Annotated in this window: 22 protein-coding genes; 10 read left to right on the forward strand and 12 right to left on the reverse strand. The window is 59.2% G+C overall.

Going from position 1 to position 20,976, the window contains the following annotated elements; all coding sequences use genetic code 11:
• Window positions 1-205: 205 nt before the first annotated feature.
• The 4 genes from B7Y89_RS01945 to B7Y89_RS01960 all read left to right on the forward strand — a co-directional run bounded on the left by B7Y89_RS01945 (window position 206) and on the right by B7Y89_RS01960 (window position 4,648).
• A complete protein-coding gene (locus B7Y89_RS01945; RefSeq protein ID WP_292935230.1) occupies window positions 206-1,081 on the forward strand; it encodes an OmpA family protein in 876 nt (291 codons plus the stop codon).
• Window positions 1,082-1,475: 394 nt separating this feature from the next.
• Window positions 1,476-2,639: a sulfotransferase gene (locus B7Y89_RS01950; RefSeq protein ID WP_292935232.1), complete on the forward strand. Its 1,164-nt coding sequence runs from the start codon at window positions 1,476-1,478 to the stop codon at window positions 2,637-2,639.
• Window positions 2,626-3,825, forward strand: coding sequence for a hypothetical protein (locus B7Y89_RS01955; RefSeq protein ID WP_292935234.1), 1,200 nt, complete (start codon window positions 2,626-2,628; stop codon window positions 3,823-3,825). The genes B7Y89_RS01950 and B7Y89_RS01955 overlap by 14 nt, the downstream gene beginning before the upstream one ends.
• A gap of 13 nt (window positions 3,826-3,838) precedes the next feature.
• The gene (locus B7Y89_RS01960; RefSeq protein ID WP_292935236.1) at window positions 3,839-4,648 is read left to right on the forward strand and encodes an SDR family oxidoreductase; all 810 of its coding nucleotides are present in this window, start codon (window positions 3,839-3,841) and stop codon (window positions 4,646-4,648) included.
• 12 nt (window positions 4,649-4,660) lie between these two features.
• On the opposite strand, the gene B7Y89_RS01965 is transcribed toward B7Y89_RS01960, so the two are convergent.
• From B7Y89_RS01965 to B7Y89_RS01995, 7 genes are all read right to left on the reverse strand, one after another.
• Window positions 4,661-5,581, reverse strand: coding sequence for a zinc-binding alcohol dehydrogenase family protein (locus B7Y89_RS01965; protein ID WP_292935238.1), 921 nt, complete (start codon window positions 5,579-5,581; stop codon window positions 4,661-4,663).
• A gap of 75 nt (window positions 5,582-5,656) precedes the next feature.
• Entirely contained in the window at window positions 5,657-6,883 is a 1,227-nt protein-coding gene (locus B7Y89_RS01970) for an acyl-CoA dehydrogenase family protein (protein WP_292935240.1), read from the reverse strand.
• Complete coding sequence (locus B7Y89_RS01975) at window positions 6,883-7,521, reverse strand: TetR/AcrR family transcriptional regulator (RefSeq protein ID WP_292935241.1); 639 nt, start codon at window positions 7,519-7,521, stop codon at window positions 6,883-6,885. The genes B7Y89_RS01970 and B7Y89_RS01975 overlap by 1 nt, the downstream gene beginning before the upstream one ends.
• Window positions 7,518-8,330, reverse strand: a complete 813-nt coding sequence (locus tag B7Y89_RS01980; protein WP_292935243.1) for an SDR family oxidoreductase — start codon at window positions 8,328-8,330, stop codon at window positions 7,518-7,520. Before B7Y89_RS01980 ends, B7Y89_RS01975 begins: the two co-directional genes overlap by 4 nt.
• A complete protein-coding gene (locus B7Y89_RS01985) occupies window positions 8,327-9,502 on the reverse strand; it encodes an FAD-dependent oxidoreductase (RefSeq protein WP_292935245.1) in 1,176 nt (391 codons plus the stop codon). The genes B7Y89_RS01980 and B7Y89_RS01985 overlap by 4 nt, the downstream gene beginning before the upstream one ends.
• 4 nt (window positions 9,503-9,506) lie before the next feature.
• Entirely contained in the window at window positions 9,507-10,082 is a 576-nt protein-coding gene (locus B7Y89_RS01990; RefSeq protein WP_292935247.1) for a 3-phenylpropionate/cinnamic acid dioxygenase subunit beta, read from the reverse strand.
• Between the two features lie 29 nt (window positions 10,083-10,111).
• Entirely contained in the window at window positions 10,112-11,500 is a 1,389-nt protein-coding gene (locus B7Y89_RS01995) for an aromatic ring-hydroxylating dioxygenase subunit alpha (RefSeq protein WP_292935249.1), read from the reverse strand.
• A gap of 101 nt (window positions 11,501-11,601) precedes the next feature.
• Between B7Y89_RS01995 and B7Y89_RS02000 the strand changes: the two genes are divergently transcribed.
• Window positions 11,602-11,808, forward strand: coding sequence for a ferredoxin (locus B7Y89_RS02000; RefSeq protein ID WP_183955840.1), 207 nt, complete (start codon window positions 11,602-11,604; stop codon window positions 11,806-11,808).
• 49 nt (window positions 11,809-11,857) lie between these two features.
• Here the strand turns inward: B7Y89_RS02000 and B7Y89_RS02005 are convergent, their stop codons facing one another.
• Together B7Y89_RS02005 and B7Y89_RS02010 are read right to left on the reverse strand one after the other, a co-directional pair.
• Window positions 11,858-13,063, reverse strand: a complete 1,206-nt coding sequence (locus B7Y89_RS02005) for an aromatic ring-hydroxylating dioxygenase subunit alpha (protein WP_292935253.1) — start codon at window positions 13,061-13,063, stop codon at window positions 11,858-11,860.
• A gap of 27 nt (window positions 13,064-13,090) precedes the next feature.
• A complete protein-coding gene (locus tag B7Y89_RS02010; RefSeq protein WP_292935255.1) occupies window positions 13,091-13,531 on the reverse strand; it encodes a nuclear transport factor 2 family protein in 441 nt (146 codons plus the stop codon).
• A gap of 224 nt (window positions 13,532-13,755) precedes the next feature.
• Here B7Y89_RS02010 and B7Y89_RS02015 point away from each other — a divergent pair, with 224 nt between their 5' ends.
• The 4 genes from B7Y89_RS02015 to B7Y89_RS02030 all read left to right on the forward strand — a co-directional run bounded on the left by B7Y89_RS02015 (window position 13,756) and on the right by B7Y89_RS02030 (window position 17,168).
• Complete coding sequence (locus tag B7Y89_RS02015; RefSeq protein WP_292935256.1) at window positions 13,756-14,655, forward strand: AraC family transcriptional regulator; 900 nt, start codon at window positions 13,756-13,758, stop codon at window positions 14,653-14,655.
• 123 nt (window positions 14,656-14,778) lie between these two features.
• Complete coding sequence (locus tag B7Y89_RS02020) at window positions 14,779-15,558, forward strand: SDR family oxidoreductase (protein WP_292935568.1); 780 nt, start codon at window positions 14,779-14,781, stop codon at window positions 15,556-15,558.
• A gap of 21 nt (window positions 15,559-15,579) precedes the next feature.
• Window positions 15,580-16,089, forward strand: a complete 510-nt coding sequence (locus B7Y89_RS02025) for a VOC family protein (protein WP_292935258.1) — start codon at window positions 15,580-15,582, stop codon at window positions 16,087-16,089.
• A 17-nt stretch (window positions 16,090-16,106) separates the two neighbouring features.
• Window positions 16,107-17,168 (forward strand): alpha/beta hydrolase, encoded by a 1,062-nt coding sequence (locus B7Y89_RS02030; RefSeq protein ID WP_292935260.1) that lies wholly within the window; start codon window positions 16,107-16,109, stop codon window positions 17,166-17,168.
• On the opposite strand, the gene B7Y89_RS02035 is transcribed toward B7Y89_RS02030, so the two are convergent.
• On the reverse strand, window positions 17,165-17,665 hold the full coding sequence (locus B7Y89_RS02035; protein ID WP_292935262.1) for a nuclear transport factor 2 family protein: 501 nt from the start codon (window positions 17,663-17,665) through the stop codon (window positions 17,165-17,167). The genes B7Y89_RS02030 and B7Y89_RS02035 overlap by 4 nt on opposite strands.
• 129 nt (window positions 17,666-17,794) lie before the next feature.
• On the opposite strand from B7Y89_RS02035, the gene B7Y89_RS02040 reads away from it, so the two are divergent.
• A complete protein-coding gene (locus B7Y89_RS02040) occupies window positions 17,795-18,604 on the forward strand; it encodes an SDR family oxidoreductase (protein ID WP_292935264.1) in 810 nt (269 codons plus the stop codon).
• Window positions 18,605-18,702: 98 nt separating this feature from the next.
• Here B7Y89_RS02040 and B7Y89_RS02045 read toward each other — a convergent pair whose 3' ends face one another.
• Together B7Y89_RS02045 and B7Y89_RS02050 are read right to left on the reverse strand one after the other, a co-directional pair.
• Window positions 18,703-19,755, reverse strand: coding sequence for an LLM class flavin-dependent oxidoreductase (locus tag B7Y89_RS02045; protein ID WP_292935265.1), 1,053 nt, complete (start codon window positions 19,753-19,755; stop codon window positions 18,703-18,705).
• A 117-nt stretch (window positions 19,756-19,872) separates the two neighbouring features.
• Window positions 19,873-20,964, reverse strand: coding sequence for an oxygenase (locus tag B7Y89_RS02050; RefSeq protein ID WP_292935267.1), 1,092 nt, complete (start codon window positions 20,962-20,964; stop codon window positions 19,873-19,875).
• Between the last annotated feature and the right edge of the window lie 12 nt (window positions 20,965-20,976).

Genomic DNA, 20,976 nt, shown 5'->3' on the forward strand with positions numbered 1-20,976 from the left:
ATACCAACCTGCAGTGATCCTGACCTATGAGGATTGCGGGACGTAATCAACCCATTACAAGTGCCACGAAAATTCGCGCAGCAACGGTTCGTCGCAATTGGCGCGCCTTTTGCCTGCATTAGCACCTGATGACATGCACCCGTTAATCTGACAGACAGTTTAGAGCCAACATCTGCAGCTTTTCAGGGGCGCAAGGAGCAATTTTATGAGTGTGAACACGAACCGGCAGAAGGGATTATTCCTGCTTGCCATGGTCACCGCCGCAGTTCCTGCAGGTGCTTTGGCACAAGTCCAGGACGCTACTGATCCCAATATCATCGTCAATGGTGAACGCTTGCCCGACGTTGCCGAAATGACCAAGGGGCCGGACATCAAAGGCGTGATTACGGCGCGCAGTGCTGACAAGATCAAGGTTACCGCTCCTGACGGCACGAGCACACTCATTTTCTTCAACGAAAGCACCAAGGTCTCGGCAAGCTCCGGCCTGTTTGGCGGAGGCAGCGGCAAGCTGGGTGTGGATTCCGTGCTCAACGGCCTGCCCGTTACCGTCAAAACCCTTCAGGCAGGCACAAGCCTGCTGGCCAGCCAGATCACGTTCAAAAAGGGTGATTTCAAGACCGCCACAATGATCCGCCACGGAACCGCCCAAGGTTTTGCCGAGCAGACTGCAGCGACAGAAGCACTGCGTGGCCGGATGGCCGACATTGACAAGTACAATGTCAAAAGCACGATGAACGTTTACTTTGACACCGGTAAGGCAAAGCTTTCGCCAGAAGCCAAAGCTGAGCTTTGCCAGGTGGCCAGCACGGCGGACGGCATGAACAATGCCCTGATGCTGGTGGTGGGCTATACCGATGCTGTGGGTAGCGAAGAATACAACCAGGTGTTGAGCGAGAAGCGCGCCGCCAGCGTCATCAACTATCTGCAACAGGCCTGCCGCTGGAAGCCGTATCGCATGCTCACGCCAACCGGCATGGCCGAAGCCGATCCGGTTGCGGACAATGAAACCTATGAAGGCAAAGCGCAAAACCGCCGGGTTGCGGTGAACGTGCTGGTCAGCAAGGGCCTTGACGGCATGTAGGATCAGGCCGGGGGTGGACGCGCCCCCGACCCGGATATCGCCAAGCCGCGTTTGGTACGCGACTTTCGGCGCGGCCGCGAGGCGGGCGTGGCTGGAAAAGAGCGATGACGCGCGATCTAGGGCCTGAACCCTTTGGCAATTGGCCCTGCCTCCGGCCCTGGCAGTTGCGCCTGCCAACAACTTCCATCTGCGGATGGTTGCTCACCCATCGACTCCTGCTTGCATTGAACTCCGGACTGGCGGCCAAAATGCCAGTCCGGTTTTGCAGACTAATCGACGGATAGGTTCCTACCCGCTTGCACAAGGAGCATCACAGCAACGCACGGAGCCGCATCCTGGCCGGGCGCGATCTGGCACATGGGAATTGCGGTCCCGCACAAGGAGCTTGAGAATAATGGCATCACATTCACAACCAGATGTTTTGGCTCTTGATGCTGACCGTCTGCTGGACGAACATCCATTGCCCGAATACCTGCGCGAGAATGTCCGGCCGGGGCTTGAAATGCTTCTGCTGTCCGCTGCCGAGATGACGGATTTGAATGCGAACGGGCGGGCGCGCCTGTTGTTCAGCATTCACGATGATCTTGGCAGGCTGAAGCAAATTGCCGATGATCGTGCCCGGTTTCCCGAGATTGCCGATGTTGAGATACGCGAACCGCTGTTTATCGTCGGCCTTCCCCGGTGCGGCACCAGTGTGTTGCATGCTTTGCTGAACGAAGATCCGAACGTACGTGCGCCGCTGCAATGGGAGATTGCTTATCCCTCACCGCCGCCGGAGCGCGCGACCGAAACCACCGACCCGCGTATTGCAAAGTACGATGCTTATCTGTGGGAATCTTTCGGGGGCGATCCCAAGGAATTGCTTAAAGGCCACCCATTGGGCGCAATGATTCCACAGGAATGCGGATCATTCATGACCAGTTCGTTTCAAAGCAGCAACGTCTGCATGTTGCAGCGCCTTCCCCGTTTTTACGAATGGTTCAAAGGCATCGACGCCACCTTCCGCTACGAAGTTCACAAGATGTGGCTGCAGCAGTTGAGTTGGAAGAACCCGCGCAAGCACTGGGTCCTCAAGATCCAGGAGCACATGTACAAGATGCGCGAACTGCGTACCGTTTATCCCGATGCGATCTTTATCCAACCGCACCGCGATCCGGCACAAGTGGTCGCGTCGATATCACAGCTTATGTACGTGATCCGCAGCCCTGCCTATGACGAACCGGGCAAGGACAAGATCGGTCAGGAATTCCTGAACCTGTGGTCGGACGGGATCGAGGCGATGATGGATTATCGTGCAGCGAACCCCGACCTGCCGATCCACGACATGCGCTTCAAGGATCTCATTACCGATCCGGTTGCCACGATCCGCAAGGCCTATGCACAGTTCGGGCGGGAATTGAGCGACGAGGGCGCGGCAAGCGTATTGCAATGGCTGGCGGAAAATCCTGCCGATAAGCACGGCAAGCGCAGCTATAGTCTTGAGGAATTCGGCCTTGACGAGCAGACCGTTCGCAGCCGCTTTGCACGGTATACCGAGACTTATCGTGACTTCGTCTAAGACCGTGTCCGAGGCAGCTATCCTGCCGCAGTGGGCCGATTACCTTGGGCTCCTGTCCAAGGCTGACAGCGTACTTGACCTGTTGGCAGACCCATCCGACCCGCTGGCACGGCAGGAGGCCTACCGCCTGATGTTCATGGCGCTGGCGGCTGGGTTCCAAAGCACATTCGTTGATCCGGACCACCCTGAATTCACCTGTGCGGTCAGCAATGTCATGAACAGTGTCGGGGTCAATCCCGACTTTATCTATGGCTCGGCATCTATCCGGGGTGACGGGACCTACCGGTTGAGCGGCAAGCGCGGCACCGGCGTGTTCGTGCTGTTCGATATCAACGCAGGGTCAATCGGGGTGCTTGACACATTCGGGCCGTCGGTCGGCTTTATCGATCTTGACGATTGCACTTTGGGTCCGGACGGCAGCTTTGACATCCTGATCTGCGCAGAACGGCCCGACGGCTACGCTGGGGATTGGGTGCAGCTTGATCCACGCGCCTGTAACATTGCGGTGCGCCGCGCCTATTATAACTGGGGCGTGGAAGAAGAGGCAAAGATCGCGATTGAGCGGGTGGACCGCCCGATAGGGCCGGTACGATTGGATGCAGCCGAAATCGCGCGGCGGCTGACAGCGCTTTCGGGCTTTGTCGAACGCTATGTCGGTTTCGCCATGGGCTATGGCGCAAGGCAGCGCGCACAAGGTGTGGTCAACCGGTTGGAGCATGACGACTGGGCAGGGCGCGGCGGACTTTCAGGCCAGCACTATTATCAGGGCATCTTCGCACTGGAACCGGGACAAGCGATGATCCTTGAAACGGCCGTTCCCGAAACGGTGCGATATTGGAATATCCAGTTGAATGATCCGCTGTGGAACAGCATCGAATGGTTCAACCGCCAAAGCAGCCTGAATGCGGCGCAAGCTACGCTGGACAGTGATGGCAAGTTCCGTGCGGTGATTGCGCTGGAAGATCCCGGCGTTCCCAACTGGCTTGATCCGGGCGGGCATTTGACAGGGTCACTGATGCTGCGCTGGACGCAGGCCAATTATGGTCCTGTGCCGTGCTTGCAGATTGTCGATGCGGCCAAAGTGCGCGACCATCTTCCCGCCGATACTCCCGTTGTAACACACGAGGAACGCCAGCAGGTATTGCGCAAGCGTCTGCGTGGTTCGCAATGGCGCCACCGTTGGTAAAAGGACAGGCCTGATGGATCTTGGCATCTCCGGTCGGCGGGCGCTGATCGCCGGATCCAGCAGCGGGATCGGCGCGGCTATTGCAGCTGCGCTGGCGCGCGAAGGTGTGGATGTGCTTGTTCACGGCCGCAACCGCGAAAGCGCGCAAGGTGTGTGCGACGGTATCGCTGCGGCCGGCGGCACAGCGGCTGTGTTGCTGGCGTCGCTTGATGATCCCGCCGATGTGGCCGGGCTGGCGCAGGCTGCGCTGGCCACCGGACCAGTCGATATCCTGATCAACTGCGCCGGTGCGGCATCGGATTCGCATCGGTGGTTCGACGGACCGGCAGATGCTTGGCAGCGGCAATTCCAGACATCGACGTTCTATGCCGTGCAGTTGATTCAGGCTTTGGTGCCTGCGATGCGCGAACGCGGGTGGGGTCGCGTGCTGAACGTCAGCAGCGGGGCAGCCTATCGCGCGATGACCAACCATCCCGAATATGCGGCAGCCAAGCTCGCGCTGCATTCGATGACAGCGTCATTGTCTGCCGAATTGGGCGATAGTGGTGTGCTGGTAAACACGCTCGTTTCCGGCCCGGTGCTGACCCCCAATACACAAGTGTCGATCGACAAGAGCGCTGCTGCGCACGGCTTTGTCGAAACCGGTGCTGCGCTGGAGGCACGCGTGATTGCCGAGGTTTGGCGGGCCAACATCCCCCTGGCGCGAATGGGCCGGGTGGAAGAACTGGCCGATGCGGCTTGCTTCCTTGTTTCGGAACGTGCGTCCTATATTACCGGCGCAGCTTTGCGCGTCGACGGGGGATCGGTCGGGGCGATCGCCTAAGTCCAGAGAGCCTCAGCGCCGGATCACGATCTTCGCGTGCGGACTGCCAGCCTGCGCGGCCCAAGCGTCATCAGCGCGGTCGAACGGATAGACGGCTGTGTCCACCACCAGCGAGCCATCTGTTGCCATTGTCATTAGCCGGTCAAATGCGGCGCGGCGTTCAGCGGCGGGGCGTTGTCCGGTGCCGACGCCAATGTGGCTGCGAAAGACAAGATCGCGCAAGGAAAGCGAAACCGTCTGGCCTGCTTGTACGCCAATGCTCATCATGCGTGCGCCGGGGCGCGTGGCGCGCATCGCGGCCTCTGCAGGGGCGCCATAGATCACATCGAGAACCACATCAAAGCCGCCATTAGCGACAGTTTTCAGCGCTGCTTCATCATCGCCCGTGCCCAGTTGAACTGTTGCGTCGGCCCAACCGCGCGCCTTAAGATCGGCCAGTTTATCAGCGCTGCGTGCTGCAGCAACGACATGGCCTGCGCCCATCATCCTTGCCAGCTGCAATGCTATCTGCCCGACCGGTCCGGTCGCGCCGAGGATTAACACGTTATCGCCTTGCTGGACGTGGGCTTCCTCCATGGGCAACAAAGCACCCAAGCCGGACACGGCCAGCGCGATTATCTGGTCATCGGCAAGCTGTGCAGGGCATGGCCAAACCTCGGCGTCTGTTACCAGCGTTTGTTCTGCTATTGCGCCGAATGGTGCGATGCTGTGGCCGAAGTAGACGCGCGTTCCATCCGCCAAAGTTCCGACGCCTTCGCCTCCGGGGATGTAAGGCCCCGCAACCGGTCCAAAGAAGCCCTTGGCGCGCATCAGATCGGTGGGACCAATGCCGGCGGCCGTGACCGCGATCACATGCGCGCCGTCTGCGGCTTGCGGCACGGCGTGCTCGGCCAGTGTAAAGATGCCACCGGGCGCGATGATTGCGGCCTTCATCGGATCGAAGTTCCTTGATCAAAAGAAAGGCCGCCCGCGCGCGGTGGCGCGGACGGCCTGGATCGGTTCACACGATCAATAAGCGCCGGGGGGCGATATGCCGTCGGCTCCGGTCATGTTGCGGCCATAGATTTCATAGCCGATGGTCGGGATGTTCTGGATGTGCCGCGTGGCCATCGAAACATCGCGCCAATAGCGGTTGATCGGTTTGTCGAGAGCGAAAGCCGACGAGCCTGCCTGAAACATCAGTGATTCGCTGGCACCGTGAACCAATTCGATCATTTGCGCACCTGCAGCGCGATGCTGGGCTTTTTCCGCAAGCGTGAATTCTTCGCCCATGCCAACGCGGTCAAGCTTTGCTGTCAAGTCGAACAGAATCAACTTTGCCGTGTTGACCATTGCTGCGGCTTCACCAAGATCGCGCATGTAAGCGCCCGATTGGGTGCGCGTGGGGATGAACGTGGTCAACACCGGCTTTTTCGGGGCCTCGGCGGCGACGATTTCAACCATCGCTTCAACCGCACCGATAAGCTGCGCAATGCCGGTGGTACGTACAACAGGGACGGCAGGGAGGTAATCTGACGGTGCGCCGAAATGGCGCTTCGTATCGTCGATCTGGCCTGCGCGCTCGCTCATCAACACCATCTGGCTGTCAGGGATGAACACGTTTTCGGCGATGGCGGTATCGGAACCTGTGCCTTGCATGCCAGAAACGAACCAGCTGTCCACGATGGTCATGGAGTCCATTGGCAGGTAGCACATATTGATGCCGGGAACGACCGGACCGTCATAGTCTTCGAGTACGACGCCTTGCTGCGCCCAAGTCGATTGCCGCGAGCCGGACATGTATGGCCACTTGCCATTAATGATCCAGCCGCCATCAACCTTGCGCGCCTTGCCGGGAGGGTTGTATGCGCCGCACACTGGCTGTGCGCCATTGCCGAATACCGCATCCTGAACGCCATCCGGCGCAAGGCTGGTGATCCAGCTGGTGCCATTGATGATCTGCATTACCCAGCTTACGGCCGGATCACCCTTGGCGATTTCAATCTGCACCCGGCAGAAGTCGGTTGTCGACAGGCCAAATCCGCCGACGCGCTTGGGTACCAGCAAGCGGAGCAGACCGTGCTTTTTCAGCGCTTCGTCGACCGCAGGGGTAGGTGCGCGCCGCCGTTCGCCTTCGGGCGCTTCTTTCTGAAGCAGCGGACGCAGGTTGCGGGCAAGTTCGACAAAGCCATCCGCGACGTCTTTCGACGCGAAGTTGGATTGGCCATCGACGTTGATTTTGGCAATGGTGGCCATTAGTTCGTCCTTTCTTTCGTACCGGCTTGATAGCCGACAGTCTGCAGTGCCCATTGCAGGATGTGCTCGGGCGATTCATTCCAGCTTTGCATCCAATCCACATTCGCCGGGACGACCAGCGTGCTGAGTTGGAGCCTGACGAGGGATTCGATCAGTATGTCCCGGTTGATCGGGCAGCCTGCCTTGTTTTCGATATAATCGAGCGTTGGTTCCAGCGCCTCGCGCACGGCGGCTTTGTGTCGCGAGAAGTGCGTGCGCAAAAATTCGAGATGAAACGCTGGTTCCACTTCGAAGATGCGGTCAGGAGAGCGCTCGATCGTGAAGTGTGCAAAGAATTGCATGACCGCGTGGAAGCGTTCCATCGGGTCCGAGATTGCTTCGGCAACTTCGAGTATGCCGTGTTCAAAACTGGAACAGACGTATTCGGAAACGGCTGCCAGAACATCTTCCTTCGAGGCAAAGTACCGATACAGGGTGCCGCGCGAAACGCCGCTGGCATCGCTGATATCGCGCATGGAAAGACGCCGCGCCCCGACCGTCTGAATAGCGCGCAAGGTTCCGTCCAGAATCTTCTGGACACTGGCGAATTGATCGCCAACGGTGGTGCCACCCCATTCACCTTGCGGAAGAAGTTTCACCCGGCAGCCTCCAGTTCTGCAAGATTGTGCGGAACACTGACGTAGCCGGGAAGATGCTGTCCACCGTCAACGTTGATCATTTCGCCGTTCACGAACCGCGACATCTCCGAAGCGAGGAAAACCACCACCGGCCCAATGTCGTTCTCGGGATCGCCTGCACGTTTCAGCGGATTGCTCGCGGTTGCCATGTCGAGGAACCCTGGCACCTTTTCAACCAGTTCGGCGAAGACCTGACCCATGCCGGTGGGCGCAATCGCGTTCGTGCGTATATTATAACGACCCCATTCGACGGCTGCGGACCGCGTCAGGCCAAGGATCGCGCCCTTGTTCATATTGTAGTCGCTGTGCAGCCAAGCGCCGGTCTGGGCGTCGATGGAATAGAACGTGACGATAGAGCCGCCGCCACGCGCCTTCATGTGCGGGAATGCTGCGCGCATCGCCCACCAGCTGCCAAACGTGCCGATCTTGAGGGTTTCCTCAAGCATTTCGTCCGTCTTGTGTTCGAGCAGAATGTTGGGTGAAAGCGCCGAGGCGTTAAGCACCAGCGTATCCAGCCCGCCAAATTCGGCCACGGCCCGATCAATCATGCCGGTGACTTGTTCTTTTACCGCCATGTCGGCCGAGATGCCCACTGCGCCGACGCCAAATTCTTCGCGGATTTCAGCAGCAACACGTTCGGTCGCGCCGCCATCGCGGCCAGTGATCAGCAAATTCGAGCCTTCGCGGGCCATGCGGCGCGAAATGCCGTAACCGAGGCCCTTGGCGCCACCGGTTACGATAGCCACTTTGTTCTGCAGCAGCCCGGTCATGCAACGTTCTCGCGCAGCGGCTCAATCAGCATCCTGTCCAACTCAGTTCTCTCCTGGCAGCGATCACGCGTCAGCACATAACCCCGCGTCACGCCTTCATTATCGACAAACAGATATTTCAGTCCCGATTCTCCTTCTTCTGCCAATGTCCATAGTCCATCAACAAGGGCAGGCTTGGGAAGAAGTACTATCGGGTATGTCGTGGTCTTCACTTGCACCGACAGCGTCGGAAAGCGGATGTCAGTAGGATTGCCCAACACGCTGGGTGCAATGGCGCGGGCGGCCGCCATGATCGGCGTGACATAAGCTGCAAGACCTTGCGGATATTCGGCGCAATCACCAATCGCATAGATTGAAGGATCGCTGGTGCGACCGGTCTGGTCTACCTTGATGCCGCGCCCGACTTCCAGCCCGGCAGTGCGGGCAAGATCGGTGTTCGGCCGCAAACCCACGGCCGAAAGAACAACGTCAGCAGCAATCTGCGTGCCATCGTCCAGCGTTCCACAAAAACCGCCTTCAGGCTGTTTGTTCAACGCCACAACCTTGCGGCCAAGGTGCCATTCGACGCCGTGTCCTGCCAGTGTTTCGCGGACCATATCGCCCACTTGCACCGGAATTAATTGGGCCAATGGATGGCCAAGCATGTCGACCACAACCGGCTTATAACCGTTGGTAATCAGATCATTGGCAAATTCGGTGCCAACCAGTCCTGCACCCATGATCAAGACGCGCGCGCCATCGGGCAGTTTTTCGCGGAACTCGCGGTAATGATCGAGTGAATTGACCGCGATTGCCAAATGGGCTGCGTCACCGTCGATTGGCGGGCGGATCGGGTCTGCGCCGAGCGCCAGGACCAACTTGTCGTAAAAGATCGGGCCGCCGGTAGTCAGCAGCACCTTGCCGTCAGTGTCGATGCCTTCGGCTTCGCGCCCGCACCGCAAATCAAGCTTAAGTTGCGCCGCCATCTTTTCGCCAGGCGTGGTCACCAGAGTGTCGGCAACCTTGCCCTTGGCAAGCGCAGTAGACAGTGCAGGCTTGGAATAGAAATGCCCGTCGTCATGGGTGACAAGCGTCAGACGGGCGTCCGGCGCAAGCTTTCTCAGCTCACGCAGGACGCCGTAGCCTGCAAGGCCACTGCCCACTACCACAACATGGGGTGCAGTTGCGGCCATCGGACTAGAGGAAGATTGCCAGGTTCGACATGCCCAGAGTGGACTGGTCGACGATGATCTCGCGGCGGGCAAGCTTATAAGCTCCGCCCACCAGACGCCAGATATCGCGGCGTTCGGCGCTGAGCGTTTCGTTGTGCGCTACATCGAAACGGCTGCGTTCGACATAGAGGTAGCTTGATACTTCGTATTCGCCCGCAGTCTCGCATTCGGCAACGCGGGTGTTGGTGACGAAGCGCCGCGTCCGCGACGGTGGATCTTCGGCCCAAGCGCTTTTGGAAAGACGCCCGGTGCGCATCAGGATCGACGAATAATTGTCGTCAAAATGCATCATCGTGCGCATCACGTCGCGGTCCTTGTTGGGGCCATTGCGCGTCAGGCGAACAGGGGCTGTGTAAAGCAGGTCCTGCTCCAGCATCGCCACCCAGTCATCGAACCGGCGCTCATCCAGGGCGGCGGCTTCATCATAGAGCGTTTCAAGCAGGCGGTTGTAGATTTCGGAACCCAGGGGCACCCGATTGGTGGAGACCAGTCCACGCATCACGCCTGCCTTTTCAACAGCCGCGGTCGCATAATTTACCATGATACGTCCTCTTCCAAGACTGCCAGAAATCAGGCTTTAGCCATCAGATTGTAATAGGCCATCCACCAGTTCCACTGCGTGTCGTCCTTGGTGAAACCGGGATAGAGCAAACCGTTGCCCTTCCAGCCTTCCGGACGTTCGTGGCCGTGCAAAGCCTGATACTTGAGCGTCATGTCCCGGCTGACCGGGCCGCGCGCATTGCGCATAATCTGCGGCCAGGTGTCGGCATCGTCCTGCTCGATGATGCCCGAGGTTCCGGTCTGCTGGATGCTGTTTTGCAGCATGTCACGCTTTACCTGTTCCGGCGCATCCTTTTCGGCGAAGATGAAGTTGATGAATTCAACCTTGTCCGGCCCGCGCGGCACATATGTGTGGAGCGCAAGCGCGCCTGAAGACCCGCCATCCGTGCGTGGCGCAAAAATGAACGCGACAAGGATGTTGGGGAACAGGCCGCCAACCTGCGGCGGGATCGTCGCAAGCTGTTCAACCTGATCGGCCGACAGATTCTTGAACAACTGCGGGATCAGTTCCTTGGTGATGCCCGGTGGCGGCAGCATCGCAAGGCGTTCTTCGACGGACTTGCCTTCAAAGCTGATGTCCGAAAACATTTTGAACGTCTGCGCTGCTTCGAGGCAGCGCAACGAGTGGCCCTGTTCGCAGCTGACATCGACGCCATACATGCCCGGCGCATTATCATAGATCGATTCAGCCGTGCCGCCCATCACGCCGCCTTCCATCAGCGAGCGATGGAGCGTGAGCGTGTGGAAACCGTCTGAACCCGATTGTTCGCCAGGGATTTTCCAGTTGCAAGGCAGAACGAAGCGCTGCGGGGGGCCGAGCATTTCGAGACCGGAATCGGTGCGGCAGAAAAGCTGGTCGAGATAGTACTTCATATCGCCGAGATAATCGTCGAATGAAGGGCCTTCGATGTCCCAGGTGGCGAAGATCAACCCGCCATAAACCTGAACCCGCGCCTTCTTCAGGCCAAGCTGGTCTTTGCCCAGCTGATTGCCGTGCATCTGCTCTTTTTCAACCGGCGCACCGATGAAGCTGCCATCGGGACGGAACGCCCAGCCATGATAGATGCAGCGATGGGCGTGGGCATTGCCGGCTTCAGCCGTGCACACTTTCATGCCGCGGTGTGGGCAGACGTTGAGAGATACGTGGATTTCATCATTGCGATCGCGTGTCACGATCACCTGATCTTCGCCCATGTCGCGGACCACGAAATCACCGGCCTTGGGAATTTCGGTGTCGTGCGCCAGAAGCAGCCAAGTCTTGGCGAAGATTCGCTCCATCTCAAGCTTGTAAAGCTCTTCGTCATTCATCACGCGCAGCATGACTTCATTGGTGTCCCGCTTCACGAGATCATCAAGTGTCGCGCCGTCAGCCAGCGTGAAGGTTGCTTTTTGAAGCATGATCCTCTCCATCGAATCTATCGAAAAATTCTGTTGGGCCGCTTATACAGGTTGAACGAAATGTGTTCAACCTGTAATTGGTCGGCGGAGAGGAGAAAACCATGTCCAAACGCTTGAAAGTTGTGATCGATAAGCCCGCATGTTGCGGCTACGGCGTCTGCGCCGAAATCTGCCCCGAAGTGTACAAACTTGACGAAAACGGCATCGTTTATGTCGATGATGAAATCGTGCCCGAAGGCCTTGAAGACCGCGCGCGCGAGGGCGCCGATGCCTGCCCGCAAGCAGCGCTCGCCATCGTCGAAGCATGATGCAGATTCAGCTCCGGCAGGCATGATGCCGCCGGAGCCCAATCCTTTTTCAGCGCACCATTTGTCCTGATAACACTTGCGCAACGCGTTGGGCTTCAGGAATCGAATCGATACCGATGCGGCGGTCCACTTCTTCCTCGAACCAGTAGAGCGCGCGCTCCTGATAACCGAAAGTCAGGTGCGGTATTGTGCCCTGCGTCAACGACCGCTGGATCGAGCGGAACAGGCACAAATCTTCTGACAGAATGTTGCGCACAATGCCGTTCATCGCCTGCCAGTGCTGCTTGTCGGCTTCGGTGTCGACGTCCCAGCCCATGAGCCGGACTTCCATGATCGACTTGTCCGGCCCCGCTGGCCAGAAGCTTTGCAGCGAAAATCCACCAGGATCGAGCGCGAAGAAGGTGTTGGGGAAAGTTGGCAGCGCAATCGTGCATTCGCTGAACACTTCGGCCACGTTGTCAGGCTTGTAAAGCTGCTGGTCGAAGATCGAATCGCCTTTTTTCTTGCGCGTGGCAAACCGCATGTGGCCATTGGCGAACAGCGCGATCACAAAGCTTTGCGAATTGAGATAAGGGGCGAGCGTCTTGGCGTGGACTGTGGCCACGTGATAGATTTCAAGGAAGTTGTGCAGCGCCAGCTTCCAGTTGCAATCCATTTCCACAAGCAGGCAGTCTTTGACCACCATATTCTCTATCGGATAGCCTTCCTTCTGCGCTGATTGCGGCGCGAGGAATTCATCCAGCGGCCCGGCATTTTCATCGAAGTTGATGAAGATCATGCCGCGGTTGATCTCGCACCGCACAGGCTTCAGGCTGTTGTCAGCCTTGTTCAGGCAGGTGAAGTCATGCTGGTCCGGAACCGATTTCAGTTCGCCTTCCAGTGAATAGCCCCACGCGTGATAAGGGCAGACAAAGCGCATTGCCTTGCCCTTCTGTTCGAGCAAGAGCGCCGAACCGCGATGCCTGCACGCGTTGTGAAAGGCCCGGATTGCGCCGTCCTTGGCGCGCGAGATGATGACCGACTGGTCCAGTTGGTGGAACAGGAAATAAGAACCGGCTTCCGGCAATTCAGAAATGTGGCCAGCCAGCAGCCAGTTCCGCATCCACAAACCGTCATGTTCCAGCCGGGCAAACGCCGGATCGGTATAGCGGCTTGACGGGACGGGCGGCAGGTAGGGAAAATCAGCCGGGTGTTCGGCGCGCACGAGTTGCGCTTCCATTGTCCGGTGCAGCAGATCCAGGGCGTCGGTTTGCATCGCACTTCTCCTCAAAAGGAATGGGGTTCAGGCGTCTGCCATCTTTGACGCTGCAGGATCACCCGGTTCCACCGCGCCAAAGCAGCTTTGGGCAAGGAAGCTGCAACTGTACTCGCGCACCTCGGTGAACTTCCCGTCGCGCAGCTTGAACACGAAATGATAGGCATTGTTGTAACGACGGCCGTTGAGCATCTCCATGTCGGTTTCAGCCTCGACGGCAACACGGTCACCTTCAGCCGTCATTTCCAGAACCGTCAGCTGGATCGGCGATTTCAGCACGGTCGACATTGTCGTTGGCACTTTGGAGAACTGCTCACGGTTCCAGTTATACAGCAGCCATTCGGGCTGGCGCGCCATCGTCATGAAGTTGAACTCTTCGGCAGTGGTCGCCAGGATCGCCGCTTCATCGCCGCGATTGACCGCGTCGAACCAACTGCGCACAACGGCTTTGTTTTCTTCGATACCCATTGCTCTCATCCCTTTTTTCCCGGCCGTTTGTGGTCGGCGGCTTGTTATGTCCGGCCGCTACGGCCTGCTTTTGCGCGAGGATGAACCCGGATTCGAATTTCTCGCCTATCCAAAGGGGGGCGTTGCCCAGGGCTATTTGCGGTTTGTTCCCCCGCGCGGCAGCGTGGTCGCAAGGGGAAGATCGGGCTGCCGCCGGATCGGCCGGTGCCGGGAGAGTAAAGGTTATGCCTATCATATCCGGGGCCAACGTTTCGGCGGTGTACGACGTGCCCCGCAATAGCGGAATGGACTGCCGCGTGGCCGGGCGTATCGTGCTGCCACGAGCCACCGTGGAAGTGCATCATTATCGCTTCATCGGGCCGCAGGGCGGGGTTTTCCGCTCAGGGCGCGGGTTCCTCGACCTTGCGCTGTCACGCCGTCCGGGCGCGCCACAAGGGCATTATACCGCCTCGCCCGGCAAAGGCCCGCTGCCGATGGGCGACATCATTTGCATTCCGGCAGGACAGGATCTGGAAACCCGCTGGGGCGAGGGTGAGCAGATGTCGATCTGCTGCGGGTTTGACGCGCTGGTCGGGGGTGAGGACGACATGTTCGCCAATTGCCATACCCTCGATGTATCGCTTGATGTGCGCAGCCCGCATGTACGCGACGCGCTTGTGCGGTTGGCGCGCGAGATTGCCCACCCCGACTTTGGCAGCACGCTGCTGGCCGAAGCACTGCTGGCCCAAGTGGGGGTCGAACTGTACCGCTATTTCAAACGCAGCGGGGGACAGAACGGCGGTGGCGAAAGCCTGTCACGCCTGAGCGCAGCCCACATGCGCAGGATCGACGAGGCCATCGAGCAGCCTGGCAAACTGCCCGGCGTGGCCGAGCTTGCGCAGGTGTGCGATGTTAGCACGCGGCATTTCTTCCGGCTGTTCCGCGCTTCGACCGGGCAGACGCTTGCCGCCTATGCAGCAGAGCGCCGCCTTGCCCGGGCCAAGGCTCTGCTTGTGCAAGCCCGTCCGCCGATCAAGGAAATTGCCTGGCGGTGCGGGTTTGAAACGCCTGCAGCGTTTTCGGCGGCATTTCGCAAGGCGACAGGAGTAACCCCCAAGGCGTACCGGCAAACGGCCTGGCAATGATCGGAACCAACGGCGCTACGGCGATAGCAATGGCTTGAATGCGGGGACGAATGCGCTTGGTTCTTCGGGCCGGAATGCGACAGACTGACCGCTTATAACAACACGAGGAGAGGCTGCTTGACCATGAATATGTTCGATCTTGCGGGCAAGGTGGCGCTGGTCACCGGCGCGAATTCCGGCCTTGGCTTTGCCTTTGCGCGCGGTCTTGCAAAAGCCGGTGCCGATATCGTGATATGGGGCCGCCGCGCCGACAAGAATGAAGAAGCCGCGCAAAAACTGCGCAGCTTTGGCGTGCGCGTGATGACCGATAGCGTCGATGTGCGCGATGACGCAGCGATTGTCGCAGGCGTCGCGCGCGCCGTGGCGGAACTTGGCCGGATCGACATTGCCGTCGCCAATGCGGGTATCGCCACGCAGGTACCGTTCGTCGACATGACGCGCGAGGCCTATCGCGAACTGATCGACGTCAACCTTGACGGCGCGGTGTTTACGCTGCGTGCTGTGGCAAAACACATGGTCGACCGGGCGCTGGCGGGTGATCCGGGCGGTTCGCTGATCATTTGCGGCAGCGGTTCCATTGCGCAAGGTGTGCCTACGCTTGCCCATTACGGCATCGCCAAGGGCGGGCTCAATTCGCTGGCCAAGGCGCTTGCGGCTGAACTTGGGCCGCACGGCATACGCTGCAACGTGATCGCGCCGGGCTTTATCGAGACCGAGATGACCTTTGCCGACCCCGAAGTGGGCGCGATGATGGCAGCGGGGGTTTCGGCCCGCGTACCGCTTGGCCGCATAGGTCAGCCAGAAGATCTGGAAGGTGCGGCGGTTTACCTCGCCAGCGATGCGGCGCGCTATCACACCGGCGATACGCTGGTCATTGATGGCGGCAAGCTGTTCGCCAACTGACAGCGAAAGGATCCCAAGACGATGTTTGCTCGGCCCAATACACAGCACAGCCAGGTGGCCTATGTTACCAATGATCTCGATGCCGCGATCGAGACTTTTCGCCGCGAATACGATTCGCCGGGATTCTATATTTTTACCAACGCCAATTCCGGCTCGGACGAGAATGGCGAACAGCTCAGGATCGCACTGGCGCGCGTTGGCGGCGTCGAGATCGAACTGATTGAACCGATCGGCGATACCGCGCCTTTGTTCAGCGACGTGCTGCCAGGCGGAACCGAACTGGCGATCCGGTTTCATCACGTGTGTTTCCGCGTCGAAGGCCCGTTGGAAAACTGGGACGCGCATGTCGCGTCGCTGGATTTTGACAGCCACCCGATCGTGTTTAAGGGCGCTTTGGGCGAAATGATGCGATTTATCTATACAGACGAGCGCCGGACACTCGGCCACTATGTCGAACACGTGTGGTTAGCGCCGGAAATATATGCTCAAATTCTGGCTGCAACACCAACCTATCCGCCCGCCAGCGTCTGAACTACCGGAGAATTTCCTTGCGCGATCCCATCGAATTAACTGTGGACGTGACCGATGCTGTCGGCATCGGCATGACTGCACACACTGCCATAAGCGTGTTCCTGCCCGATGATGGCGCGCTCGCCGATCCTGCGGTGGTGTGCTTTGCGTTCCCTGGCGGTGGCTATAACCGGCGCTATTACAGCTTCGATATGCCAGACGGGCAGGGCGGGGGCGAGGCTGCATACCACACCGCGCGCGGTTGGATATTCGTCGCCTGCGATCACTTGGGCTTTGGTGAATCGACAATCCCGCCTGATGATCTGCTCGATCTTGATGTGATTGCGGCAGGCAACGATGCGACTGTAAAACACGTGATGGAGCGGATTGCGACCGGCACATTGACCGATGGCCTGCCGCCAGTGGCCAATGCCACTTGCCTTGGCATCGGCCAGTCGATGGGCGGGTGCTTTGCCGTGGTGGCGCAAGGCAATCATGAGACGTTCGATGGCATTGGCGTGCTTGGCTACAGCGGTATCCACACGGTTGTGCCAACAAGGCCCGGCCAGCCGGCGGCGGTGTGGCCGTGGGTTTCGCGCCGCAGCAAACTTGCCGCACCCAAAATTTTCAACCTTGCGCAATTGGCGGCATCGCAAGGCCCGCAACTTGGCGATTCCGCCGCGTTGCAAGCAGCCGCACGCGCGGGGGAGCATCCGTTCCAATGGTCGTTCCATTACGACGACCAGCCAGCGGACATCGTGGCGTTGGATATGCAAGCCTCAGCCGGATTAATTGATCCCTTGCCCGAATGGCGCTCGGCGACGACGCCTGCTTGCGGGCTTTACATGGTTGCGCCGGGCGCTGTGGCGATCGAGGCTGCATCGATCCGCGTACCTGTGTTCATCGGCGTGGGTGAGCGCGACGTGGTGCCCGATCCCTGGGCCGAACCCAAGGCCTTCAAGAGCGCATCGGATATCCAGCTCTATGTCTGTCCGCGCATGGCCCATATGCACAATTTTGCCCACACCCGCACCCAGTTCTGGGCGCGGATTCACAACTGGGGCGAAGGCGTTGCGGCGCAAAGGGCGCTGGCGGGTTAGCGCGTTAGGGCTGCAAACAGCGCATACGACGGGTCATTCCGGTCGCGCCGTCCACCGAACGCACCGATCAGCGAAGGACCGGCGTCCACGACCTCGTCGATGTCCTGCACATATTCGCGGTGGTCAATCGCCCAACGGCCTTGGCGGCGGGACCAGCGGTCAAGATAACGACCCAAGGCGGTGCCTTGCCGCAGCACGCCGTCCTGTTCGAAACGCAGTGTCGCGTGGACGTAGGCTTCGCTGGCAGCGCTATCGCCGTCAACTTTGATCAGGATGTTGGAGACACGGTGCATGTGCGCAATCATCTGCGCGTGTGTGCCGCAGACCCAATTGATGAAGTCGCGACCGGTGCCGTCGAACATCGCGCCATAGCGCGCGGTGCCTTCAGGATGCCACACGGCATAGCCCAGTTCATGGTCGATCCGGTCCATCGCACGGGCATAATTGGCCAGTTGTTCTGCTATGGCGAGTTTGTCGGCGGTTTCGGTCGGTTGCATGCAGCATCGCTCCCTTGGTTGAAGCGAACATGATAGCGCGCGCGCCTGTCCACTCCTGACCGACGGCAGGTGCGATGCAGCGCCATCCAACGCCCTGTACGTACAATAACAATGCCAAGGGAGAGCGTCATGGATCTGGGAATTGCAGGAAAGACCGCACTGGTCACGGGCGGAACACATGGCATTGGCCGCGCGATTGCCGAAGAACTGGGGCGCAACGGTTGCCGGGTAGTGGTCGTCGCGCGCGGGCAGGCGGGCATTGACGAGACTGTGGCCGCGATCCGTGCTGCAGGCGGCGAGGCGGCCGGTGTCAGTGCCGATCTGACACATATGGATAGCTATCCGCGCATGGTGGCAGAGGCAGCAGCGTTGTTCGACGCGCCCGACATTGCCATCTTTTCCCCCGTCGGCCCGCCATCAGGCCGGTTTGAAGATATGGCTGACGAGGATTTCCAGACCACGTTCGACAATGTGGTCAAAGCATTCGCCCATTTCGCGCGGGCGGTGACGCCTGCCATGAAAGAACGCAAATGGGGCCGCATCGTCACGGTCGGTTCGGGCCATGGACGCTTGCCGGGGCGCCGCGCCACGCTGGGTTTCGATTACGTTTTGGCAAATACCCTGCGTCCATCTGCGCTCGGCCTTAGCCGCAGTCTCGCAGACGAGCTGGCCGAATTCGGCATCACAGTGAACACTGTTCCTCCAGGCTTCATCGATACCGGCGCACAGTACGAGGCGTTCTTTCGTGAATGCGCCAAGGCGGTGAACCAGACCTATGAGCAGTTCATGGCCGGTTTGATAGACCGCATTCCGATGAAGCGGTTTGGCAATCCCGATGAAGTGGCGGGCCTTTGCGCGTTCCTGTGCTCAGCCCGCGCCAGCTACATCACCGGCCAGTACATGCTGGTCGATGGCGGACGCATGGAAATATATTACTGACACCAACCGCGCTTTGGCTCAACCAATATCCTGCGTCGTTGCGACCCCGGCCTGCGCCGGGTTCGCGATGACCAATGGGTTGTTTATACGAGCCTGTGTCACTGCGCCTTGGCTGCGGCCACAAGTTGGAACAGCCCACCGTAATAATACATGAGCTTTTCCATAGAGAGGTCGCGGTACGGGGTCATCGGAGCGAGGGAATCTACCACGTCCCAGTATGGCTCAAGCTGTTCGAGCACTTCCTCAACCGGACCACAGGCGCAAAACGCGAGCACCATTTCGTCAGGCACGTTATGCGCCACCGACGATACATCGCCGTGATCGCCCAGCGCCAATTGACACGCGCGGGCCTGATCACCAAAGCCCTGCTTTTCAAAGAACGGTTCGTACTGCTTGTAGCCCGAATAAGCAGCGACCGTTGCGCGGGCGTCGTTAATGGCCTGCTGCTTGTCGGGGTTGATCGCGATCCACGGCCAGGCGTTGATTTCGATATCCTCGCGCTTGCGGCCATGTTTGACCAATGCAGCGTCAATTACCGGCTTCTGCACTTTAGAGGTATATTCGGCAGACCACAGCGCATGGACCATCAACCCGTCGCCAATTTCGATGGCGAGGTCAGTCATCTTTTCCTGAAGCGCGGCGATCCAGATCGGGATGCGTTCCCGCACCGGCGGCGCGGTAACCATCATTTCGGCAAAGTCGGCCTTGAAATACTGGCCGTCATAAGGATCGAGGCCCTTATGCCCGTTTGCGATGATATAGCGCACCACATCGACCGTTTCGCGCAAGTGGCCGAGCGGCTTGGCCTTGGGCATGCCGTACATGCCTTCAACCGCAGACGGAATGCTGCTGCCAAGGCCCAGTATAAAGCGGCCTCCGCTGATCCGGTCGACGTCCATTGCAGCATAGGCGGTTTCCACCGGGCTGCGCGTCCCTGCAATAGCGATGCCGGTGCCAAGCTTGAGTGTTTCGGTCACAGTGGCAGCTGCGGCCAGCGGCACGAACGGTGGGCCATAGATTTGCAGCACGAACACGCCCTCAAACCCAAGCGCTTCCATCTGGCGCGTCGTTTCGGTCAACTGCGCGGCCGGCAGGACCGGCATGGTGCCCCAGAAACGGCGTGGGCCGCCGACAGCGTTGGTCTTTGACATGGCGTTGGGCCTTATATGAAAGGGCGGTGTGGCCGCATCAGCTTTGCCTTAAGCAAGGCCGATATGCGCCCAGATCCGCGATGATTGGTTTCTTGTTTGATAGCGCGACAGGATTGCTCAGAACTGGAACAGTTCCTTGCGCAAGCCGATGATATCGCTGCAATCGGTGCTGACATTGTCGCGATAGGCGAAATCGCCTGCGTCCTGTCGCGCGGCAAGCTCCATCATCAGCAAGCGGTAGCGCTGCCCAGCTTGATCGAACTTGGAATGCAGGTCCTTGCGCGGGGACAGGTCCATGTAGCGCGGGCTTTGCGGGTTGGTCATCGAACTGTCCTGGCGCGAAACCTTGTACCCGGCCTTTGGCATCACGTGGCGGAACATGGGGCCGGCGTTCGAGGTGTTCATCACCATTTCCATACGTGTGCGATCACGCGATTCCGGTGTACACGGGTGGAACAGCGGCACATCGTCGCCGGGCGAGAACCGGCCATAAGCAATAGCGCAGTGCGAACGCAGATAGATGCGGATCACTTGGCGCACGTTCTGCGTGGGCTGGCGGATGCCGCTGAAAAACTTCATGATCGGGGCGACCGATTTGTTCACCAGCGTGCGCACCATCGTGATGGTTTCGCTGTCGTAGTAAACTTCCACCTCTTCACTGTCGGACTTTTCATCACCCACCACGTCGGCATGGAGAAAGTCGGCATGCGTAAGGTCGATCAGATTTTCGAGGCTGATCGGGGCCGAGCAATCGAAGCGGATCGTGGCGGTCATGTGTTTGGGCAACCCGCCCTTGGGCGGCAGGAATGGCAGGCTGGGGAGGTGTGCCGGATCAGCCGCCTCGGGACGACCGAACCAGCCCCAGATAAGGCCGTAATGCTCCATCACCGGATAACGCCCGCGGGCGTCGGTAAACGGGCTTTTGTCACGCGTGACAATTTCGAGCGGGTGAAATTCGGACGCGACAACTTTGCCATCTTCGCGCCAGATGTAGAACGGGTGCGAATAGACTGCACGGCGCACAGGCGTCTTGCCGACAGCATGGTCATGGGCCAGCGGAAACCAGGAATCACGCATCACCAGATCATGCGGAACCCAGTTATTGACAGCGTTGAGCGACAGGCCTGATGACCGTTTCGGCGCCGCAGGGGCGGACGAATCAAAGTGTTCGGTTTCAGGCGAAGCGGGGCGATCGGCAACTTCAAGCATGGGGATCTCCTG

It is taken from the genome of Novosphingobium sp. 32-60-15, assembly GCF_002280675.1.
Lineage (GTDB): Bacteria > Pseudomonadota > Alphaproteobacteria > Sphingomonadales > Sphingomonadaceae > Novosphingobium.